This window comes from Terrabacter lapilli (assembly GCF_039531305.1).
GTDB lineage: Bacteria > Actinomycetota > Actinomycetes > Actinomycetales > Dermatophilaceae > Terrabacter > Terrabacter lapilli.
The window spans coordinates 25,706-45,556 of record NZ_BAAAPU010000009.1; the positions used below are offsets into that span (position 1 = coordinate 25,706).

Annotated in this window: 14 protein-coding genes; 2 read left to right on the forward strand and 12 right to left on the reverse strand. The window is 71.4% G+C overall.

Features of this window, described 5'->3' with window-relative positions; translation table 11 throughout:
- Positions 1 to 123 precede the first annotated feature (123 nt).
- From hisH to hisD, 4 genes are read right to left on the reverse strand one after another with little or no spacing between them, the layout of a single operon-like run.
- On the reverse strand, positions 124 to 762 hold the full coding sequence (hisH, locus tag ABD241_RS15080) for an imidazole glycerol phosphate synthase subunit HisH (RefSeq protein WP_344064290.1): 639 nt from the start codon (positions 760 to 762) through the stop codon (positions 124 to 126).
- A gap of 16 nt (positions 763 to 778) precedes the next feature.
- Positions 779 to 1,414 (reverse strand): imidazoleglycerol-phosphate dehydratase HisB, encoded by a 636-nt coding sequence (gene hisB, locus ABD241_RS15085; RefSeq protein WP_344064293.1) that lies wholly within the window; start codon positions 1,412 to 1,414, stop codon positions 779 to 781.
- The gene (locus tag ABD241_RS15090; protein WP_344064296.1) at positions 1,411 to 2,574 is read right to left on the reverse strand and encodes a histidinol-phosphate transaminase; all 1,164 of its coding nucleotides are present in this window, start codon (positions 2,572 to 2,574) and stop codon (positions 1,411 to 1,413) included. The genes hisB and ABD241_RS15090 overlap by 4 nt, the downstream gene beginning before the upstream one ends.
- Positions 2,571 to 3,938 (reverse strand): histidinol dehydrogenase, encoded by a 1,368-nt coding sequence (gene hisD, locus ABD241_RS15095; protein ID WP_344064299.1) that lies wholly within the window; start codon positions 3,936 to 3,938, stop codon positions 2,571 to 2,573. The genes ABD241_RS15090 and hisD overlap by 4 nt, the downstream gene beginning before the upstream one ends.
- A 222-nt stretch (positions 3,939 to 4,160) precedes the next feature.
- On the opposite strand from hisD, the gene ABD241_RS15100 reads away from it, so the two are divergent.
- Positions 4,161 to 5,429 (forward strand): endonuclease, encoded by a 1,269-nt coding sequence (locus tag ABD241_RS15100; protein ID WP_344064303.1) that lies wholly within the window; start codon positions 4,161 to 4,163, stop codon positions 5,427 to 5,429.
- Positions 5,430 to 5,459: 30 nt separating this feature from the next.
- On the opposite strand, the gene ABD241_RS15105 is transcribed toward ABD241_RS15100, so the two are convergent.
- The 8 genes from ABD241_RS15105 to ABD241_RS15140 form a co-directional block, all read right to left on the reverse strand.
- The gene (locus tag ABD241_RS15105) at positions 5,460 to 7,559 is read right to left on the reverse strand and encodes a S9 family peptidase (RefSeq protein ID WP_344064307.1); all 2,100 of its coding nucleotides are present in this window, start codon (positions 7,557 to 7,559) and stop codon (positions 5,460 to 5,462) included.
- Between the two features lie 94 nt (positions 7,560 to 7,653).
- Entirely contained in the window at positions 7,654 to 11,079 is a 3,426-nt protein-coding gene (locus ABD241_RS15110; protein ID WP_344064311.1) for an ExeM/NucH family extracellular endonuclease, read from the reverse strand.
- 134 nt (positions 11,080 to 11,213) lie between these two features.
- On the reverse strand, positions 11,214 to 12,122 hold the full coding sequence (locus ABD241_RS15115) for a pseudouridine synthase (protein WP_344064315.1): 909 nt from the start codon (positions 12,120 to 12,122) through the stop codon (positions 11,214 to 11,216).
- Positions 12,123 to 12,170: 48 nt separating this feature from the next.
- Complete coding sequence (locus ABD241_RS15120) at positions 12,171 to 13,337, reverse strand: winged helix DNA-binding domain-containing protein (protein WP_344064318.1); 1,167 nt, start codon at positions 13,335 to 13,337, stop codon at positions 12,171 to 12,173.
- Positions 13,338 to 13,347: 10 nt separating this feature from the next.
- Positions 13,348 to 16,941 (reverse strand): DNA polymerase III subunit alpha, encoded by a 3,594-nt coding sequence (gene dnaE, locus ABD241_RS15125; protein WP_142186403.1) that lies wholly within the window; start codon positions 16,939 to 16,941, stop codon positions 13,348 to 13,350.
- Between the two features lie 207 nt (positions 16,942 to 17,148).
- Positions 17,149 to 18,081 (reverse strand): RluA family pseudouridine synthase, encoded by a 933-nt coding sequence (locus ABD241_RS15130; protein ID WP_344064324.1) that lies wholly within the window; start codon positions 18,079 to 18,081, stop codon positions 17,149 to 17,151.
- Positions 18,074 to 18,739, reverse strand: coding sequence for a signal peptidase II (gene lspA / locus ABD241_RS15135; RefSeq protein WP_344064327.1), 666 nt, complete (start codon positions 18,737 to 18,739; stop codon positions 18,074 to 18,076). Before lspA ends, ABD241_RS15130 begins: the two co-directional genes overlap by 8 nt.
- A gap of 44 nt (positions 18,740 to 18,783) precedes the next feature.
- On the reverse strand, positions 18,784 to 19,278 hold the full coding sequence (locus ABD241_RS15140; protein WP_142186399.1) for a TraR/DksA C4-type zinc finger protein: 495 nt from the start codon (positions 19,276 to 19,278) through the stop codon (positions 18,784 to 18,786).
- A gap of 76 nt (positions 19,279 to 19,354) precedes the next feature.
- On the opposite strand from ABD241_RS15140, the gene ABD241_RS15145 reads away from it, so the two are divergent.
- Positions 19,355 to 19,851: hypothetical protein (locus ABD241_RS15145; protein ID WP_344064332.1), on the forward strand; the 497-nt coding region annotated here is incomplete at its 3' end.

The window sequence follows — 19,851 nt, forward strand, 5'->3', positions numbered from 1 at the left end:
GGGTCGGCGCGGGCCCACGGGATGGGCGGCACGACGTGGCCTCTCGACGGGTTCGAGCGGCCGGACGTGGCCTCTCGACGGGTTCGAGCGGCCGGTCGTGGCCTCTCGACGGGATCGCAGGGGTCAGAGGCTGCGGACCCAGTTCTCGAGCAGGTGCAGACCTGCCTCGCCCGACTTCTCGGGGTGGAACTGGGTCGCGGTGAGCGGACCGTTCTCGACCGCTGCGACGAAGTCGGCGCCGTGATGTGCCCACGTGACCCGGGGTGCCACCCGCGCGAACGCGCCGGTGGCCTCGAGCGTCCAGTCCTGGACGGCATACGAGTGGACGAAGTAGAAGCGCTCGTGCTCGACGCCCGCGAAGAGGGTGGACCCCTCGGCCGCGCGCACCTCGGACCAGCCCATGTGGGGCACGACGTCGGCGGGCAGCCGCTCGACGGTGCCCGGCCACTCGGCGAGCCCCTCCAAGGGGTGCTCGGAGGGCTCGGTGGAGCCGTCGAAGAGCACCTGCATCCCGACGCAGATCCCGAGTACCGCACGACCGCCGCTGATGCGCCGGCCGATGATGCGGGGCCCATGGGCGGCGGCGAGCCCGGCCATGCAGGCGTGGAAGTTGCCCACGCCGGGCACGAAGAGGCCCTCGCACTCCAGCGCGCGCACCGGGTCGGAGGTCAGCGTGACACTGGCGCCGACGCGCTCGAGCGCGCGCACGGCCGAGCGGACGTTGCCGCTGCCGTAGTCGAGGACGACGACGTCAGCGCTCATCGGCACACCTGCACGGTCACAGGGCGCCCTTGGCGCTGGGGATGCCCACGACGCGCGGGTCGGGGGCGACGGCGGCGCGCAGCGCCCGCGCGACGGCCTTGAACTGCGCCTCGACGATGTGGTGCGGGTCGCGGCCGGCGAGCACCCGCACGTGCAGGCACAGGCCCGCGTTGTAGGCGAAGGACTCGAGGACGTGGCGGGTCATGGAGCCGGTGAAGTGTCCGCCGATGAGGGCGTACTGCTGCCCCTCCGGCTCCCCCTCGTGCACGACGTAGGGGCGACCGGCGACGTCGACGACGGCGTGGCACAGCGCCTCGTCGAGCGGCACCGTGGCGTCGCCGAAGCGGGAGATGCCGGACTTGTCACCGAGCGCCTCGCGCAGGGCCTGGCCGAGGACGATCGCAGTGTCCTCGACCGTGTGGTGCACGTCGACGTCGACGTCGCCGGTGGCCTTGACGGTGAGGTCGATGAGCGAGTGCTTGCTCAGCGAGTGGAGCATGTGGTCGTAGAACGGCACGCCCGTGGAGATCTCGGACCTGCCGGTGCCGTCGAGGTCGAGCCACAGCTCGACGGACGACTCGGAGGTCGTCCGGGTGATCTTCGCGGTGCGGCTCCGGCCGGTCGGCGTGCCGGCGGGGGTGGTCTGGCTCATGCCTGGTGTTCCTCACGCTCGACGTGGGTGGGGGCGAGGCGCGTCATGGCCTCGAGGAAGGCGGTCGTCTCGTCGGGGTCCCCGGCCGTGACGCGCAGGTGGTGGGCGATGCCCATGTCGCGCACGAGGACGCCCTCGTCGAGCAGCGCCTCCCAGGTGGCCTTCTCGTCACGCAGACCACCGAAGAGCACGAAGTTGCTGTCGCTCGCCACCGGTCGCGCACCGAGCTCGGCCAGGCGCTCGACGATGCGGTCGCGCTGGTGCTTGATGACCTCGACGGTGCCGAGCATGACGTCGGCGTGCTCGAGGGCGACCCGGGCGATCGTCTGGGTCGGGCTGCTCAGGTGGTAGGGCAGACGGACCAGCCGAAGGGCGTCGACGAGCTCCGGCGCGGCCACGAGGTAGCCGAGGCGTCCGCCGGCGAAGGCGAAAGCCTTGCTCATCGTCCGGGTCACCACGAGCCGCGGGTGCCCGGCGAGGAGGGTCAGCGCGGATCGCGTTCCGGGACGGGCGAACTCGGCATACGCCTCGTCGACGACGACGATCGCGTCGGGCGACGCCTCGAGCACCGCACCGATCACCTCGAACGGCAGCGCCGTGCCGGTCGGGTTGTTGGGCGAGCAGAGGAAGACGACCGAGGGGTTGTGCTCGCGGGCCTGCGCGGCAGCCGACTCCGGCGTCAGGTCGAAGGCGTCGGGCTCGGTTGCGGCAGAGCGCAGCCCGTCCACCCACGTCATGCCGTGCGTCTCGCTGATGATCGGGTGCATCGAGTAGCTCGGCGTGAACCCGAGCGCCGTGCGGCCGTGGCCGCCGAACGCCTGGACGACGTGCGAGAGCACCTCGTTGGAGCCGTTGCCCGCCCACACCTGCTCGGGCGTCACCGACACGCCCGACTGCTTCTCGAGGTATGCCGTCAGCGCCTTGCGCAGGTCGGTGAACTCGCGGTCGGGGTAGCGGTTGAGGGAGGCGATGTCCTCGGCAAGGGCCGTGAGGACGGCGTCCACGACCACCTGCGGCACCGGGTAGGAGTTCTCGTTGGTGTTGAGGCGGACGGGGACGTCGAGCTGCGGGGCGCCGTAGGGCGTGCGGCCGCGCAGGTCAGGGCGCAGCAGCCGCTGCACCTCCTGCCCTGCCGACGTCTCCCGGTCGGCCCCGCTCACCGGGGGACCTCGTCGCCGAAGCGCGCCGTCACGGCCTCGCCGTGGGCCGGGAGGTCCTCGGCCTGGGCGAGGGTCACGACGTGACGGGCGATCTCGCGCAGCGCGGGCTCGTCGTAGGTGACGACGTGGATGCCACGCAGGAACGACTGCACCGACAGGCCGCTCGAGTGGGAGGCGCAGCCGGCGGTCGGGAGCACGTGGTTGGAGCCAGCCGCGTAGTCGCCGAGGCTGACCGGGCTGTGCGGGCCGACGAAGACGGCACCGGCGTTGCGCACCCGGGCCGCCACCTCGGCGGCGTCCCTTGTCTGGATCTCGAGGTGCTCGGCGGCATACGCGTTCACGACGTCGAGGCCGGCGTCGACGTCGTCGACGAGGACGATGCGCGACTGCGTGCCCTCGAGCGCCTCGGTGACGCGCTCGGCGTGCTTCGTGGCCGCCACGCGGCGGGCGAGCGCCTGACGGGTGCGCTCGGCGAGCTCCTCGCTGTCGGTGACGAGGACCGACGCGGCCAGCGGGTCGTGCTCGGCCTGGCTGACGAGGTCGGCCGCGACGTGGTCGGGGTCGGCCGAGTCGTCGGCGAGGACGGCGATCTCGGTGGGGCCGGCCTCGGCGTCGATGCCGATGAGCCCCTTGAGCAGGCGCTTGGCGGCGACGACCCAGATGTTGCCCGGGCCCGTCACGAGCGACACGGGGTCGCAGACGACACGCTCGCCGTCGACCTCGCCCCACTGGGGGTCGTCGTCGACGAAGCCGTGCGCGAACATGGCGACCGCCTGGGCGCCGCCGACGGCATACACCTCGTCGACACCGAGCAGCTCGCACGCGGCGAGGATGGTCGGGTTGGGGTAGCCGGCGAACTCGCCGACGTTCTCGCGCTGCGGCGGCGAGGCGACGGCCAGCGAGCCGACCTCGGCCAGCTGGGCCGGGACGACGTTCATGACGACGCTGCTCGGGTAGACGGCCAGACCCCCCGGGACGTAGAGGCCGACGCGGTCGACGGGCACCCAGCGCTCGACGACGGTGCCACCGGGCACGACCTCGGTGGTCGTGTCGGTGCGGCGCTGGTCGGCGTGCACGAGGCGGGCGCGGCGGATCGACTCCTCCAGCGCGGTGCGCAGGTCGGGGTCGAGCTGCTCGAGAGCCGAGCGGAGCACGGCGCGCGGCACCCGCAGGTGCGTGGGCCGGACACCGTCGAAGCGCTCACCGAGGTCGCGCAGCGCCGCGGCACCGCGATGCTCGACGTCCTCGCAGATCGGCCGCACCTGCTCGAGGGCGGCCGTGACGTCGAACTCGGCTCGGGGCAGTTCCCGGCGCAGGAAGCGCACGTCGAGCGTGCGGCCGCGCAGGTCGAGGGAGGACATCATGGGTCACAAGTCTAAGAGGCGCTCGACCTGCCGAGGACCGCGGTCTCAGCCGGCGGAGGCCCGGGCGCGCAGGCTGCCGAATCCTGAACCGGCCGAGACGAAGGTCAGACCAACGACTGACCCGGTGTGCACACGCCGTCCGCCACGCTCGGAGCGCCGCCCGACACACCGGGCGCCGAGCGTCCGGTAACCACCGGACATCCCTTCCGGACAGAAGAACCCGTGCCCGTCGTCATCGCCAGGCGTCGTCTCGCCGCCGTCGTCACCGGACTCACCGTCGCGCTCGTGCCCCCGAGCGTCGCGCTCACCGCAGCCGCCGGCACGCCCGCGTCCGGGCCGCCGCTCCCCCGCGCCGCCGCGCCCGCCCTCGTGGCCGCGGCTCCTCTCACCGTCTCGCAGGCGATCGGCTCGCAGGACGGCCAGAGCGCCACCGTGCGCGGCTACGTCGTCGGCCAGCCCACCGGGACCAGCACCGTCGTGCGGTCGGGCTTCCCCAACGACTACGCCCTCGCCATCGCCGACTCGGCGTCCGAGACGTCGACGAGCCGCATGCTCTACGTCCAGGTCCCGTCGGCCTTCCGGTCGTCATGGGGGCTGCAGAGCAACCCGTCGCTGATGGGCCGGCAGCTCGACGTCACGGGCGCGCTGTCGGCGTACTTCTCGCACCCCGGCATGACCTCCACCACTGCTTTCGCGTTCAGCGGCAGCTCCACCAGCACGAGCCCCACGAGCACGACCAGCCCGACCAGCGCGACGAGCACGACGGCCCCGGCGCCTACGGGCACGACGAGCCCCTATGACTCCACCTACTACGCCTCCGCCATCGGCAAGACCGGCTCCGCCCTGCACACCGAGCTGCACCGGATCATCTCGAGCGGTGCCACGACCCTGACCTACGACCAGGTCTGGACCGCCCTGAAGGACACCGACCAGGACCCGAACAACCCGAACGACGTCATCGAGGTCTACTCGGGCCGCTCGATCGCCAAGTCGGACAACGGCGGCGGTGTCGACCAGTGGAACCGCGAGCACGTCTGGGCCAAGAGCCACGGCGACTTCGGCACCGTCAACGGCCCCGGCACGGACGTGCACCACCTGCGGCCCGAGGACGTGACGGTCAACAGCACCCGCGGGAACCTCGACTTCGACAACGGCGGCTCCGCGGTCGCCCAGTGCACCGGCTGCCGGAGCGACGGCGACTCGTTCGAGCCGCGTGACGCCGTCAAGGGCGACGTGGCGCGGATGATCTTCTACATGGCGGTGCGCTGGGACGGCGGCGACGGCTTCGCCGACCTCGAGCCCGACAACCTCGTCGGCAACGGCACCGCCCCCTACATCGGCAGGATCTCGGTGCTCAAGGCGTGGAACCTGCAGGACCCGCCGGACGCGTTCGAGAAGCGGCGCAACCAGGTCATCTACGACACCTGGCAGCACAACCGGAACCCGTTCATCGACCACCCCGAGTGGGTCACCGCGATCTACGGGTCCTGACCCGCGGACGGCGCCGGGAGGCGGCCGTGCTCACGACGTCTGGTCGATGAGCACGGCCGTCTCCCAGGCCCACTGGCGCCACAGGTCGTAGCGGCCGGACCGCCCGCCGTGGCCGGCGGCCATCTCCGTGCGGAAGAGGATCTGGGCGGGGTCCTCGACCTGCTGGTCGGCGTGCCGCAGTGCGGCGACCCACTTGGCCGGCTCCGTGACGTAGACGCGGGTGTCGTCCAGGCCCGCGGTCACCAGCAGGCTCGGGTGTCGGGCCGGACGCACGTTCTCGTAGGGCGTGTAGGACTTCATGAGGGCGTATGCCGTCGGGTCCTCGAGCGGGTTGCCCCACTCCTCCCACTCGACCACCGTGAGCGGAAGGCTCGGGTCGAGGACGGTCGTGAGGGCGTCGACGAAGGGGACCTGCGCGTGCACGAAGCGGAAGCGCTCCGGGGCGAGGTTGACGACGGCGCCCATGAGCAGGCCACCGGCCGAGCCGCCTTCTGCCGCAAGGCGGTCGGGGGCGACGATCCCGCTGTCGACGAGGTGGTCGGCGGAGGCGACGAAGTCGGTGAAGGTGTTGGGCTTGGCCTCGAGCTTGCCGTCGTCGTACCAGGACCGTCCCATCTCCGAGCCGCCGCGCACGTGGGCGATGGCGAAGACCCAGCCGCGGTCGAGCAGCGAGAGGCGCAGGACCGAGAACCAGGGGTCGCTCGAGATGCCGTACGCACCGTAGGCGTGGAGCAGTCCCGGCGCCGTCCCGTCGGCCTCGACGTCGTGCCGGTGGACGACGGAGATGGGGATGCGCGTGCCGTCGGGGGCGGTGGCCCACTCGCGGCGCTGCCGGTAGCGTCGCACGTCGACGTCGCCGCGCACCGTTTGCTGCTTGAGCAGGGTGAAGGTGCGTGACCGGACGTCGTAGTCCTCGACCGTGCGCGGCGTGACGAGCGACTCGTGCACGACCTGCAGCGTCGGCGTGCTCGCCTCGGGGTTGACGCCGACGTGGAGGGTGCCGATCGGCTCCCCCACCGCTATGTCGTGCGCCTCGCCCAGGCCGTTGGCGGCTGCGGTGTCGCGCAGGATGACGCGGATCCCCGTGCCCCCCTCGCGGCGCAGTGAGACGGCGATGAAGTCGTCGAATCCCTCTGCCCCTGTGACGTACTCGTCCTCGCTCGTGACGTCGAGCGGCACCCAGTCGTCGGCCGAGGTGCTCGTCACCGGCGCGAGCGCCAGCTCGAAGTTGACGCGGCCCGCGTTGTGGGTGACGAGGAGCTGGTCGCCGAAGGGCTCGATGTCGTACTCGACACCGTGGCGCCGCTCGGCCACGATCCGGGGCGTCCCCAGCGGGTCGTCCGCGTCGAGCACGCGGAACTCGCTCGTGGTCTTCGAGCCGATCGCGATGAGGACGAGCCGGTCGTCGCGGGACGTGCCGACGCCGACGAAGAAGCGCTCGTCCGCCTCCTCGTGCACGAGGACGTCGCCCTCCACCGGTGTGCCGACCTCGTGCCGCCACACCTGGAAGGGGCGCCACGCCTCGTCGACGCGGGTGTAGAAGAAGTACCGGGCGTCGAGCGACCAGGCGAGCGAGCCACCGGTGCGCCGGACCACGTCGTCCAGCACGACGCCGTCGTCGATCCGGCGGACACGCACGTCGTAGCGTTCGTCGCCCACGACGTCGACGGCATACGCCAGCAGGTCGCCGGCCGGCGACACCTCGCTCGCGCCGACGGCGAAGAACTCGTGGTCGCGGCCCTCCTCGTTCTGGTCGAGCAGGACCTGCTCGCCGGCCGGAGGACGGCCGGCGTCCAGAGCGGGCCGCTCCGGGTGGTCGGCGACGGCGACCCGGGCCTCGACGGCGTACTGCTCGCCCTCGACGGTGCGGGAGTAGTACCACCACCGGTCGTGGCGCACGGGAACCGACAGGTCGGTCTCCTCGATGCGCGAGCGGAACTCCTCGAACACCTGCTCGGCGAGCGGACGCAGGTGCTCGGTGCGCTCAGTGGCGTAGGCGTTCTCGGCGACGAGCAGCTCACGCAGCTCGGAGGACTCACGGTCGGCCATCCAGGCGTAGGGGTCGTCGAAGCGGTCACCGTGGTGCTCGCGGGCGACAGGGTCGCGCCGGGCGGTCGGGGGTTGCTGCATTCCGCTCACTCTACGGACCCTGAGGCACGACGCGACGGTGCCCGGCGGGGAGATGACCCCGCCGGGCGCCGTTCGTCAGCACTGGCCTGCAAGGTCAGTGCAGCTTGACCTGGCCCTGGACCCGCTGGCTGCCGCTGTCGTAGACGACGGCACCGGAGGCGTCACGGACGACGACGCTCAGCGTGTCGGTCGCCGCGTCGGTGGCTGTCGCCTCGAAGCGGTAGCCGGGCGCGCCGTCGACCGTCGCCGGGCCCGCGAGGCGGGCGGTGTTGCCGGTGACGACGAGCCAGTCGAGCCCCGTCGAGGCGAGCGCCAGGCCCGGCGTCACCAGCGTCAGGGAGCCGTCCGGACGGGCGGCAGCCGTGGCATACCTGGCCGACACGGAGAACTCCGCCTTGCCGCTCGCCGACGGGGACCCAGCCACGGCGCCCTGGGGCGAGGTGAACCAGCCTCCACCGGTGAGGAACCCGGCGGCGGGGTCGTAGACCACGACGGTCGTCGTGCCGGTGCCGGCGTGGCCCCACTGGTCGGTGACGGTCACTGTGACGGTGTAGACACCCGCCGCCGAGTAGACGTGGCGGCCGCTCACGGCGTCACCGCTGACGGTGCCGACCGACGTGGACCCGTCACCCCACTGGACCGAGGCCGTGTGGCTGTCGAGCCGGTCGGCGTCGGCGAAGGTCGCGTCGACGTTCACCGGGGCGCCTACCGACACGGCCGAGGACGGTCCCGTCACCGAACCGATGGTCGGCGCGGCGTTGGTCAGGTCCAGGCCCACGACCACGGGGTCGTGGTCGGAGATGCGGAACTGGTCGGGCGCGTAGAGGCTCGTCACCTGGCCGGGCGTCTTGAACTCGGTGTTGTAGTCGAGGATCGCGGGCTCGTCGGCGTTGACGTGCCAGTCGCCGACCCCGGTGACCTGGCTGCTGAGCGAGGCCGAGCCGAGGGCGTGGTCGAGGTAGCCCCACTGCCCGTCGAAGGCGTAGGAGTACGCCTCCCGACCGTTGCGCTGCTCGATGAGGTTGGCGTAGCCGGCCTTCCCGAGGGTGGTGATCGGGTCCTCCTTGGCGTAGGAGTTCATGTCGCCGAGGATGAGGACGTCGGGGTCACCGGTGCCGGTCGGGTCGCCGGCCAGCCAGTCGGCGAGCAGCTGCGCGGAGCGCACCCGGACGGCGTTGCAGTTGCCCTGGCCGTCGCCGGCGTCGGGAACGCTGCACGCGCTGCCCTTGCTCTTGAGGTGGTCGGCGACCGCCACGAACGTGCCGCCGGTGGTGTTGTCGCGGAACGCCTGCGCGAGCGACGGGCGGTTGCGCGGCGCGGGGTCGCCCCCACCCACGAACTCCACGGAGTTGAGCGCCGCCGTGGTGCCCACCGGGGTCACTGCGGCCGGCTTGTAGAGCATGCCCACCTTGATCGCGTCGTTGCCGAGGGCGTCGGTCTGCCCGGTGCGCGCGTCGGCATCGATGAACGACCAGGTGCCGGCGCCGTCGACGGCGTTGAGCTTGTCGACGAGGAGCTGCTCGGCGCTGTCGGGCCCGTAGCCGTCGTTCTCCATCTCCATGAAGGCGACGACGTCGGCCCCGGTGCCCGAGACGGCGGCGACCGTCTTGTGCCACTGGCGGTCGAACTCGGTGTCGGTGTTGGCGCCGCGGCAGTCCATGACCTCACCGGTGAGGCCGCCCTTGCAGTTGTTGCCGGTGGTGTCGAGCGTGTTGAAGAAGTTGAGCAGGTTCATCCCGACGACACGGACGTGTCCGCCCACTGCCGGCGGGGTCGCCGGCCGCGGGTTGGCCGGCCGGAAGTCCACCGTGGCGGCGGCGCTCGTCGGACGGATGCGGTAGGCGTTGCCGCTCGCCGCGTTGCCACCCCAGGTGTAGGTCAGCACTCCGGTGAGGTCGGTGACGATGTCACCGCCGCGCAGGGTGTTGGCCGCCGAGAGCGGCTGCCCTCCGCGCCCGAAGGCGATGGGGTCGACGTTCTGGGCCTGTGACGTGTCGTCGAGGATGATCTTGCGCAGGTCGTTGGCGGCCTGGAGCGCGGCGGCCGGGGCGCCCGGCGCGACGACGTTGGTCGGCTGCTCGAGGCGGCCACCCTGGGCGAGCGTGACCTGGCCGAAGCGGCCGAGCTGGTAGTGCTCGGTCACGCTCAGGTCCTGCGGCAGCGTGACGAACATGCCCTCGTAGCGCTCGAGCACGGTCGGCGAGGCGACGGGGAAGCGGACCTCCGTCGGGGTGACCGTGCCCTTGCCGCACACCGTGATGGTGGCCGCGCTGACCTGCGTCTGACCCTGGTTCTCGCCGGCGGTGCCCTTGACGGTGACGAGGTCGCCGAGCTGGACGGTGTCGGCGTTGCTGCCCTCGAAGACGAAGATGCCGTCGGAGGTGGCGGGGTCGCCGTCACCCGTGGGGTCCTGGATGAAGAACCCGCGCAGGGCCGGCGACGGGCCTTCGTAGTCACCGACGACGACGCCACGGGTCGTGACGGAGCCGGTGACCGCCGCGGTGGCGCCGCTGCCCTGGATTGCCGGAACCGGCGTCGCACTGGCCTCGCACGGGTTGGCGGCCGGCACCGAGAACCGCACGACGACGTCCGCCGGGAGGGTGTCGGGCGGGTCGATCGCGTCCTGGTCGGTCACCGCGGACGCCGACACGGTCAGGGTGCACGCGTCACCGCGGGCGAAGTCGCTGGAGGGGTCGAGGGTGAAGGTCGTGGGACCGCCGGCGACGGCGAGGGTCTTGGCGCCCGAGAGCGAGCAGGACACCGTGAACGCCCCAGCCGCGGCCGTCACCGGCTCGGAGAAGGTGACCGTCGGACTCGCGTCGACGGCGACGGTCGACGAGCCGTCAGCCGGGGTCGTCGAGGCGACCGAGGGCGCGACGTCGGCGGCAGGACCGCCGTCGACGGCGTGGCTGCCGAGACCGTCGAAGGTGTTGGTGGCGAACCCGTCCCACTGCACGGCCGGGTCGAAGGCGTCGGAGCCGTCGGGGTCGCCGGCGGTGACGGAGGCCTTGCGACGGATCGTGTTGTCGGTCGTGTTGGCGGGGTCGGTCCCCCACCCGGCGGCGCCCGGGTCGTTGCCGATCTGCCCGATGACGTCGATCACGGTGGTGCCCTTGCGCAGCGCCACGGCGTCGTTGCCGTTGTAGGTCACCGAACCGCTCAGCTGGTCGGCCGCCGCCCGCAGCAGCGGGTCGTTGGTGCTGGAGCTGTTGGCCAGGACGAACGCGTCGCCGTTCGCGACGGAGCCGGTCAGGGCGATGGGCGACCCTCCGGTCGTGCTGCCGTTGGTGAAGACCTGCACGTTGTAGCCGGCGGCGCCCAGGTCGACGGGCGCGCCTGTGCCGTTGTAGATCTCGAGCGCCTTGTTGTTGCTCGAGCCCTCGACGTACTCGCTGATGAACAGCTCCGTCGGGGCCGCCGCCGAGGCCGGTGCGGCCAGGGCGAACGGGGTGATGCCCACGGCGAGTGCAGCGGTGGTGACCGCGGCGACCCGGCGCAGGGCAGGACGAGTGTGACGCATGTGCTTCCTCCCTGTGACCGGCTCCTCCGCTCGGTCTGCGCGTCACCCTAGACCGGAGCCCCGACGTCCGCGCGTCGAGACAGGCACGGGGCGCTGAACGCCGCATGAACGCGACCTGGGTGTCGCCGGGGAGGTCAGGAGAGGGGCCACTCCCCCGGCCACGCCGAGAGCCGACGCCTGCTGACGAACCTGCGGGGCGTCCCGTCGACGGGGTCGTCGAAGGCGAGGACGGCCGCCAGCAGCTGCAGCGGAGTGCCGAAGTCGTCGAGGGGCACGTCTCGCTCGACCGGGTAGAGCGGGTCGTCGACGATGGGGATGCCCAGGCCGTACAGCTGGCACCGCAGCTGGTGCGTACGGCCCGTGCGTGGGCTGAGCCGGTAGAGGCCGAGGTCCTCGCCCCCGGCTCCCCGGGCCGTCGCGAGCAGCTCCACGAGCGTCTCGGCGTTGGGCACCGCTCCGTCGACCTCGCGGGCCTGGTGTGTGCCGTGCTCCTTGACGATGTGGGTGCGGCGCACGAGAGGTAGCGCCAGGCCGCGGCGGACCGGCGCCACGGCGAGGTACTCCTTGTGCGCCCGGCCCTCGGCGAAGATGCGCTGGTAGGCCCCGCGCCACCGTTGCTCGGTCGTGAACATCAGCACCCCCGCCGTCGGGCGGTCGAGGCGGTGCGCCGGAGCCAGGCGGGGCTCACCGGTCAGGACCCGGGTGCGGGCCAAGGCGCTCTGCACGACATGTCGCCCGCGGGGCATCGTGGCCATGTCGTGGGGCTTGTCGACGACGACGAGGCGCTCGTCGCCGTGCAGCACGACCGGCTGGTCCGGGTGCGTGACCTCGTCGGGCAGGTCACGGTGCGCCCAGACGGCCGCCTGCGGCACGAACGGCGCCTCCGGAGCCACCGGGACCCCTGACGCGTCGACGAACTCGCCCGCCTCGAGCATGCGGTCGACCTCGTCCGCTGCCAGCCCTGGCGAGAGCCGCTCCACGAGGTGGTCGCGCAGGGTCGGCCACGGCCCGCCCTGCGGCATACGGAAGCGCTGGGCGTCCACGCCGTGACGGGGTGGCAGTGGCGACGGCGGGATCGCCCCCCGGGCCACTCAGCCGCTCCCGGTCCGCGCCGCAGCGTCCGACGAGACCTGCGGTGGTGCCGGCAGTCCCGGCCCGACGCGTACGACCTCGGCCTCGGTCCCGAGGAAGACGCCGTATGCCGCCGCGGCGCGGTCGACCTCGCGCCACCGTCGGGCGGACAGCTGGGTGAAGGGCTGCACCTCCACCCGGACGCGGTCTCGCCTCTGCTCCCGTCGCCAGGTGCCGGCGACCTCTCCGTCGACGACCAGGGTCGGCTTGAACACCATGTTTCGCCCGGGCACGACCTTGGCGAAGTGCTCGGACGGCAGGGTCACGTCGCGTGACTTGTAGCCGAGCAGGAACTCGTCCCACTGGGGCAGCAGGTGCACGCCACCGGGGCCCTCGGGGACGGGGCGAGCGTCGACGTGCGTGAGCCACACCTGCCCGTCGAGGTCCTCGCGCACGAGCCGGTCCTGCACGAGCGCCAGGGCCTCCCGTGTGAACGACAAGGGCTTGAGGAGCCAGCCGGCGAGGTCCTTCTCGGTGACGGGGCCGTGGCCGCGGACGTAGCGCTCCGCCATGATGGCCAGCGCCTCTTCGCGGGATGGCTTGCGCGAGTGGGGGACCCAGGCGTCGATGAGCACGAAGCTCGGCTGCTTGCCGATCAGGGGACCCTGACAGATCAGGCCGGTCATGCAGTGGTAGCCGATGAGGTGGTAGTTGCGCTGGTCGGTCGGGTCGATGCCGTGCTCGACGAGCAGGGCCGCGACGTCGGGCCGGCTCATCGGCCGGCCGAGGTGCTCCTCGAACGCGGCGCCGGACCGCTCCACATCCGCCCGGGTGATCCCGAGCTGCGCGAACCGGGTGGCCAGGCTGGTGCTGCGGGGCGCCGCGAGAAGCTCGCACATCCATCGCGCGTCCTCGGCTGGCACCCAGTGGATGGTCCCGCGCATGGGCCAGGTGCGCACGACCTGACGGTCGACGACCGCCTGCTCGACCTGCCGGAGCGTCAGGCCGGTGCGCACCCCGAGGGACCACGCGCCGCTGGCGTAGTCCTGGGCCTGGAGGGCCCCGAGCTCGCGAGCGACCTCGAGCGCCGACACCGGCACGCCCGGCGAGGTGGTGCCGAGCGGCGGGGTGAGCCCGAGGGCTGCCATCCGCGCCCGGCGCAGGCGCCGGCGGTCGGTCTCGCGCATCGCCGGCCCGTCAGCTGAGGCAGGCCGGACCCAGCAGGGCCTTGAGGTCACCGAACAGGGCCGAGGTCGCGTTGACGCGGAGGGAGTCGTCGAGCGACATCAGCACCGACCGGCCGGGCTGGGTGAGCTTGACCTGCACCTCGGTGGCCCCCGGGTGCTCGCCCAGGACCCGCTTGAGGCTTTCGGCGATGGCCGGGGTGGCCCGCCCGAGGGGCAGCGTCAGCACGACCGGGCCTCGCGGCCCCTCCTTGATGTCGGGGATGGTCAGCTCCTGGGCGAAGATCGAGATCGAGTCGTCACGGGCGCTGACCCGGCCCTTGACCGCGCACACGGTGTCCTGGGCCAGCATCGTGGAGTACGTCATGTAGGCCGACGGGAAGAAGAGGCACTCGACGGCGCCGTCGAGGTCCTCGACCGTCGCGATCGCCCAGAGGTCGCCCTTCTTGGTGCGCTTGAGCTGCAGGCTCGTGATGAGGCCGGCCACGGTGACGGGGGTGCCGTCGGGCTTGGGGTCATCGCCCATGAGTGCGGCGATGGAGGTGTCGGCGTGCGTGGCGAGGATGTGCTCGATGCCGAAGAGCGGGTGGTCGCTGACGTAGAGCCCGAGCATCTCGCGCTCGAAGGAGAGCAGGGTCGCCTTGTCCCACTCGAGGGTCGGCACCGGGGGCAGGCCGTCGAAGGCGCCCGGGCCCGGCTGCCCGTCGGCGGCGCTGTCGTCACCGAAGCTGCCGAAGAGGCTGTCCTGGCCGATCGCCTCCTGCTTCTTGACCTCGATGAGGGCGTCGATGTAGCGCTCGTGGACCTCGACCATGCCGCGGCGGGACTCACCGAGCGAGTCGAAGGCGCCGCCCTTGATGAGGGACTCGATCGTGCGCTTGTTGCACACGACGGCAGGCACCTTGGAGAGGAAGTCCTTGAACGAGGCGAACGCGCCCTTCTCCTCGCGCGCCTTGATGATCGCCTGGACCACCGGGAGGCCGACGTTGCGGATGGCGGCGAGGCCGAAGCGGATGTCGGTGCCCACGGCCGCGAAGTTGGCGATCGACTCGTTGACGTCGGGCGGCAGCACCTTGATGCCCATGTGCCGGCACTCGTTGAGGTAGAGCGCCGACTTGTCCTTGTCGTCGCGCACGCTCGTCAGCAGCGCCGCCATGTACTCGGCCGGGTAGTTGGCCTTGAGGTAGGCGGTCCAGTACGAGACGAGGCCGTATGCCGCCGTGTGCGCCTTGTTGAACGCGTAGTCCGAGAACGGGACGAGGACACCCCAGAGGGCGGCGATCGAGGCCTCGTTGAAGCCGTTGGCCTTCATGCCCTCGGAGAAGGGGACGTACTCGGCGTCGAGCACCTCCTTCTTCTTCTTGCCCATGGCGCGGCGGAGCAGGTCGGCGTTGCCGAGGGTGTAGCCGGCCAGCTTCTGGGCGATCTCCATGACCTGCTCCTGGTAGATGACCAGGCCGTAGGTCATCTTCAGGATCGGGTCGAGGGCCTCGACCATCTCGGGCTGCAGCTTGCCCTTCAGCTGCGGGTCGAGCGGGATGACCTCCTGCTTGCCGTTCTTGCGCAGGGCGAAGTTGGTGTGCGCGTTGACGCCCATCGGCCCCGGTCGGTAGAGCGCGAGAGCAGCGGAGATGTCCTCGAAGTTGTCGGGCTGCATGAGGCGCAGCAGCGCGCGCATGCCGCCGCCGTCGAGCTGGAAGACGCCGAGCGTGTCGCCACGGCCGAGCAGCTCGTAGGTGGCCTTGTCGGTCATGTCCTTGGACAGGGCGTCGAGGTCGATGTCCTCGTCGCGGTTGAGCTTGATGTTCTCGATGGCGTCGTCGAGGATCGTGAGGTTGCGCAGCCCCAGGAAGTCCATCTTGACCAGGCCCAGGTTCTCGCAGCTGGGGTAGTCGAACTGCGTGATGATCTGGCCGTCCTGCAGGCGGCGCATGATCGGGATGACGTCGACGAGCGGCTCGCTGCTCATGATGACGCCGGCCGCGTGGACCCCCCACTGGCGCTTCAGGCCCTCGAGGCCGAGGGCGGTCGCCACGACCTCCTGCGCCTGCGGGTCCTCGTCGTGGACGGCCCGGAAGTCGACCGCCTCGTTGTAGCGCTTGGAGTCGGGCTTGAAGACGTCGGCGAGCGGCATGCCCTTGCCCATGACGTCGGGCGGCATGGCCTTGGTGAGCTTCTCGCCCATCGAGAAGGGGTGGCCGAGCACGCGGCTCGCGTCCTTGAGGGCCTGCTTGGCCTTGATGGTGCCGTAGGTGACGATCTGGGCGACGCGCTCCTCGCCGTACTTCTCCGTCACGTAGCGGATGACCTCACCGCGCCGGCGCTCGTCGAAGTCGACGTCGAAGTCGGGCATCGACATGCGCTCGGGGTTGAGGAAGCGCTCGAAGATCAGGCCGTGCGGGATGGGGTCGAGGTCGGTGATGCCCATCGCGTAGGCGCACATGGACCCGGCACCCGAGCCACGGCCCGGCCCGACGCGGATGCCGTTGCGCTTGGCCCAGTTGATGAAGTCCGCGACGACGAGGAAGTAGCCGGGGTAGCCCTTGGAGACGATGACGTCCTCCTCGAAGGCCGCCTGCTTGCGGGCGTAGTCGGGCACCCCCTCGGGGAAGCGGCGCTGCAGGCCGGTCTCGACCTCCTTGATGAACCACGACGTCTCGTCCTCCCCCGGCGGGCAGGGGAAGCGCGGCATGTAGCGCCCTTCCCCCTCCTCGAAGGAGACCTCGCAGCGCTCGGCGATCAGCAGCGTGTTGTCGCACGCCTCGGGCAGCTCGCGCCACAGGTGTCGCATCTCCTGCGCGGACTTGAGGTAGAAGTCGTCGGCGTCGAACTTGAACCGGTTGGGGTCCATCAGGGTCGAGCCGGACTGCACGCAGAGCAGGGCCGCGTGCGCCTTGGCGTCCTCGGCCCGGGTGTAGTGCAGGTCGTTGGTGGCCACGAGCGGCAGCTTGAGGTCGCGGGCCAGGCGGATGAGGTCCTTCTGGGTGCGCCGCTCGATGTCGAGGCCGTGGTCCATCAGCTCGACGAAGACGTTCTCGTTGCCGAAGATGTCGCGAAGCTCGGCGGCCACCTCACGCGCCTCGTCGTACATCCCGAAGCGCAGCTTGGTCTGGATCTCGCTCGAGGGGCACCCGGTGGTGACGATCAGGCCCTTGCCGTAGGTCGACAGCAGGTCGCGGTCGATGCGCGGCCACTTCGTGTAGACCTGGTCGAGGCTCGCGATGGAGCTCATCCGGAACAGGTTGTGCATGCCCTCGTTGTTGCTCGCGAGCATCGTCATGTGCGTGTAGGCGCCGCTGCCCGAGACGTCGTCGCGGCCGCCGTCGCCCCAGCTGACCTTGGTGCGGTCGCTGCGGTGGGTGCCGGGCGTGATGTAGGCCTCCACGCCGATGATCGGCTTGACGCCGGTGCCCTGCGCCTTCTTCCAGAACTCGTAGGCGCCGAACACGTAGCCGTGGTCGGTGGTGGCCAGGGCCGGCATCCCCATGCGGGCCGCCTCGCTGAAGAGGTCGCCGATGCGGGCCGCCCCGTCGAGCATGGAGTACTCCGTGTGCACGTGGAGGTGCACGAAGTTCTGGTCGTTTCTCGGGGCGGCTTCGGTCGACATCGTGGATGAGTCTAAGCCTCGCCGGGGACACTCCTGGCGTGTCGCAGTCGGTGTCGGAGCCGGTGTCGCAGTCGGTGTCGCCGCGGGTGTCGCGGCGGGGGTCTCGGGCCCGTCGTCGGCCCGGGCACGACGAGACCGTCCGGGCCCACGGACGGGGCCCGGACGGCATACCGAGCGTCTCTCGACCTCAGCTGGAGGGTGAGGGTCCTAGAACGTCGCGACGACGTCCAGGGCCCGCTGCAGGTCCTCGGGGTACGGGCTCTCGAAGTGGACGTAGTCGCCCGTGCCCGGGTGCTCGAAGCCGAGCCCGACGGCGTGCAGCCACTGGCGCTCGAGGCCGAGGCGGGCGGCCAGCTTCGGGTCCGCGCCGTAGGTGAGGTCGCCGCAGCACGGGTGGTGCAGGGCCGCGAAGTGCACGCGGATCTGGTGCGTGCGGCCCGTCTCGAGGTGGATGTCGAGCAGGCTGGCGTGCCGGAAGGCCTCGATGACCTCGTAGTGGGTCACCGACGGCTTGCCGCTCCTCATCACCGCGAACTTGTAGTCGTGGCCCGGGTGCCGCCCGATCGGTGCGTCGACGGTGCCGACCACCGGGTCGGGCAGGCCCTGCACGAGCGCGTGGTACGTCTTGTCGACCGTGCGGCTGCGGAAGGCGTGCTTGAGCCGGGAGTACGCGTACTCGCTCTTCGCGACGACCATGAGTCCGGAGGTGCCCACGTCGAGCCGGCTGACGATCCCCTGGCGCTCTGGCGCTCCCGAGGTGGAGATGCGGTAGCCCGCGGCGGCGAGTCCCGAGACGACGTCCGGACCCGTCCATCCGACGCTCGGGTGGGCGGCGACCCCCACCGGCTTGTCGACCACGACGATGTCGTCGTCGTCGTGGATGATCTTCATGCCGGGCACCGGCTGGGCGATGACCTGCAGGCTGGGGCTCTCCTGGGCGCTGGGCAGTGACACCTCGAGCATCGAGCCTGCCGAGAGCCGCTCGGACTTGGCCACGGCCTTGCCGTCGAGCACGACGTGGCCGTCGGCGGCCAGGTCGGCGGCCTTGGTGCGGGAGACGCCGAAGAGCCTGGCGACCCCGGCATCGACGCGTTCGCCCTCCAGGCCGTCGGGCACGAGGACGGTGCGCAGCTCAGGCATCGTCGTCGCCCCCGCGGCTGCGGTGGTCGCGTCGGCCGTCGACGCCGATGCCGAGCATCGCCAGGAGGACGATGAGGACCGCGGCCGAGACGATCCAGATGTCGGCCACGTTGCCGATGAACCACCGGTTGTAGTCGATGAAGTCGACGACGTGTCCCTGGCCACCGCCGGGTGGCCGGACGAAGCGGTCGGTGAGGTTGCCCAGCGCGGCCCCGAGCAGCATGCCGAGGGCGATGGCCCAGGCGCGCGAGCCCAGCTGGCGGGCGACCACGACGATCGCCACGAGGACGGCGATGGCGATACCGGTCATGACCCAGGTGTTGCCGGCGCCGAGCGAGAGCGCCGCGCCGGGGTTGCCGATGAGCTTGAAGCGGATGAGCTGCCCGAAGAAGGGGCGGGGCTCCCCGTCGGCGAGCACGTCGAGCGCGACCACCTTGCTGAGCTGGTCGGTGACGTAGGCGACGACCGCTACGACCCCGAGCACCACGAAGAGCCGCTTGCGCCGGCCGGGTGCGGGGCGACTGTCGTCAGCGGGGTCGGGTGAGGTCACGGTCGGGGCGTGGGGTGAGGCGTTGGTCGAGGCGTCGGTCGGTCTCTCACGCGAGGTCTCCGTCGAGGTCTCGGTGTCGGCCGGGTCGGTCGTCGGGGCGGCGGACACGCCGTCGACCCCCGCTCGGGGGGTCGACGTGGCGTGCTCGGGGGTCAGTGGCGGTCCTGCTTCTCCTGGCATGTCATGCACAGGGTCGCACGAGGACGGGCCTGAAGTCGAAGCTTGCCGATGGGGTTGCCGCACTCCTCGCACATTCCGTAGGTGCCGGCGTCGAGCTGCTCGAGCGCGTGCTCCGCCTGGCGCAGGCTGGCTCGGGCGTTCGCCGCCACGGAGATCTCGTGCTCCCGCTCGGCGGTCTTGGCGCCGGCGTCGGCCTGGTCGTCGCCCGCGCCGTCGCCGGAGGCGCGCATCATCTGGTCGAGCTCCTCCTCGGCGAGCCGCAGCTCGACCCGGTGCTGTTCGATCTCCTCGAGCAGGATCCCGCGGACCTCGGTGATCTCCTCCTCGCTCCAGGGGCTCTCGTCCTCCTTGACCTGCAGCTGCTCGGTGAGCTTCGCAGCGTCGACGGAGGGGCGGGTGGTCTTGGCTGCGCTCTTCGCAGCGGACTTCTTGGCTGTCGCCCTCGGGGCGGTTGAACTCGTCGTCACTGCTGCCTTCTTGGTTCGGGGTGCAGGAGCCGTCGCGGCGGTCTTCGCGCCGGCGGCACCTGCTCGGGATGAGGGTGTGGCGGTCGGCTTCTTCGCCGCCGTGGACCGGCTGGTGGCCGAGCTGGCCGCCGTGCCGGTGCGGTTGTGCGTCGCGCTGTCCTTCGCGCTGGTCCTCGGGGTCGTCTTCGCGGTGCTCTTGGGGGCGGTCTTCGTGGCGGCCTTCGTGGCGGTCCTCGGGGCGGCCGTGGCCTTCTTCTGCTCGGTGCTTGCCGGAGTCTTCTTCTCGGTGGCCTTCGACGTGCTCGCCGGAGCCTTGGCGCGGGCTTTCGTGGTTGTCGTGCTTGCGGCCTTCGCCGTCCTCGTCGTCGTCGCGGGTGCCTTCTTGGCCGGCGCCTTCTTCGCCGGCGCCGGAGTCGTCTGCCGCGCAGCGGCGTCCGCTGCTGCCGTCTTCCTAGCCGCCATCAGACCCTCCGTCGTCACACCGTCGACGCTGACAAGTGGGGCCGACAATAAGCCCCGTTCGGGTCGCGCACAAACGCGAAACGCAATTTGGTGCACCCGGGTTCATCCCTC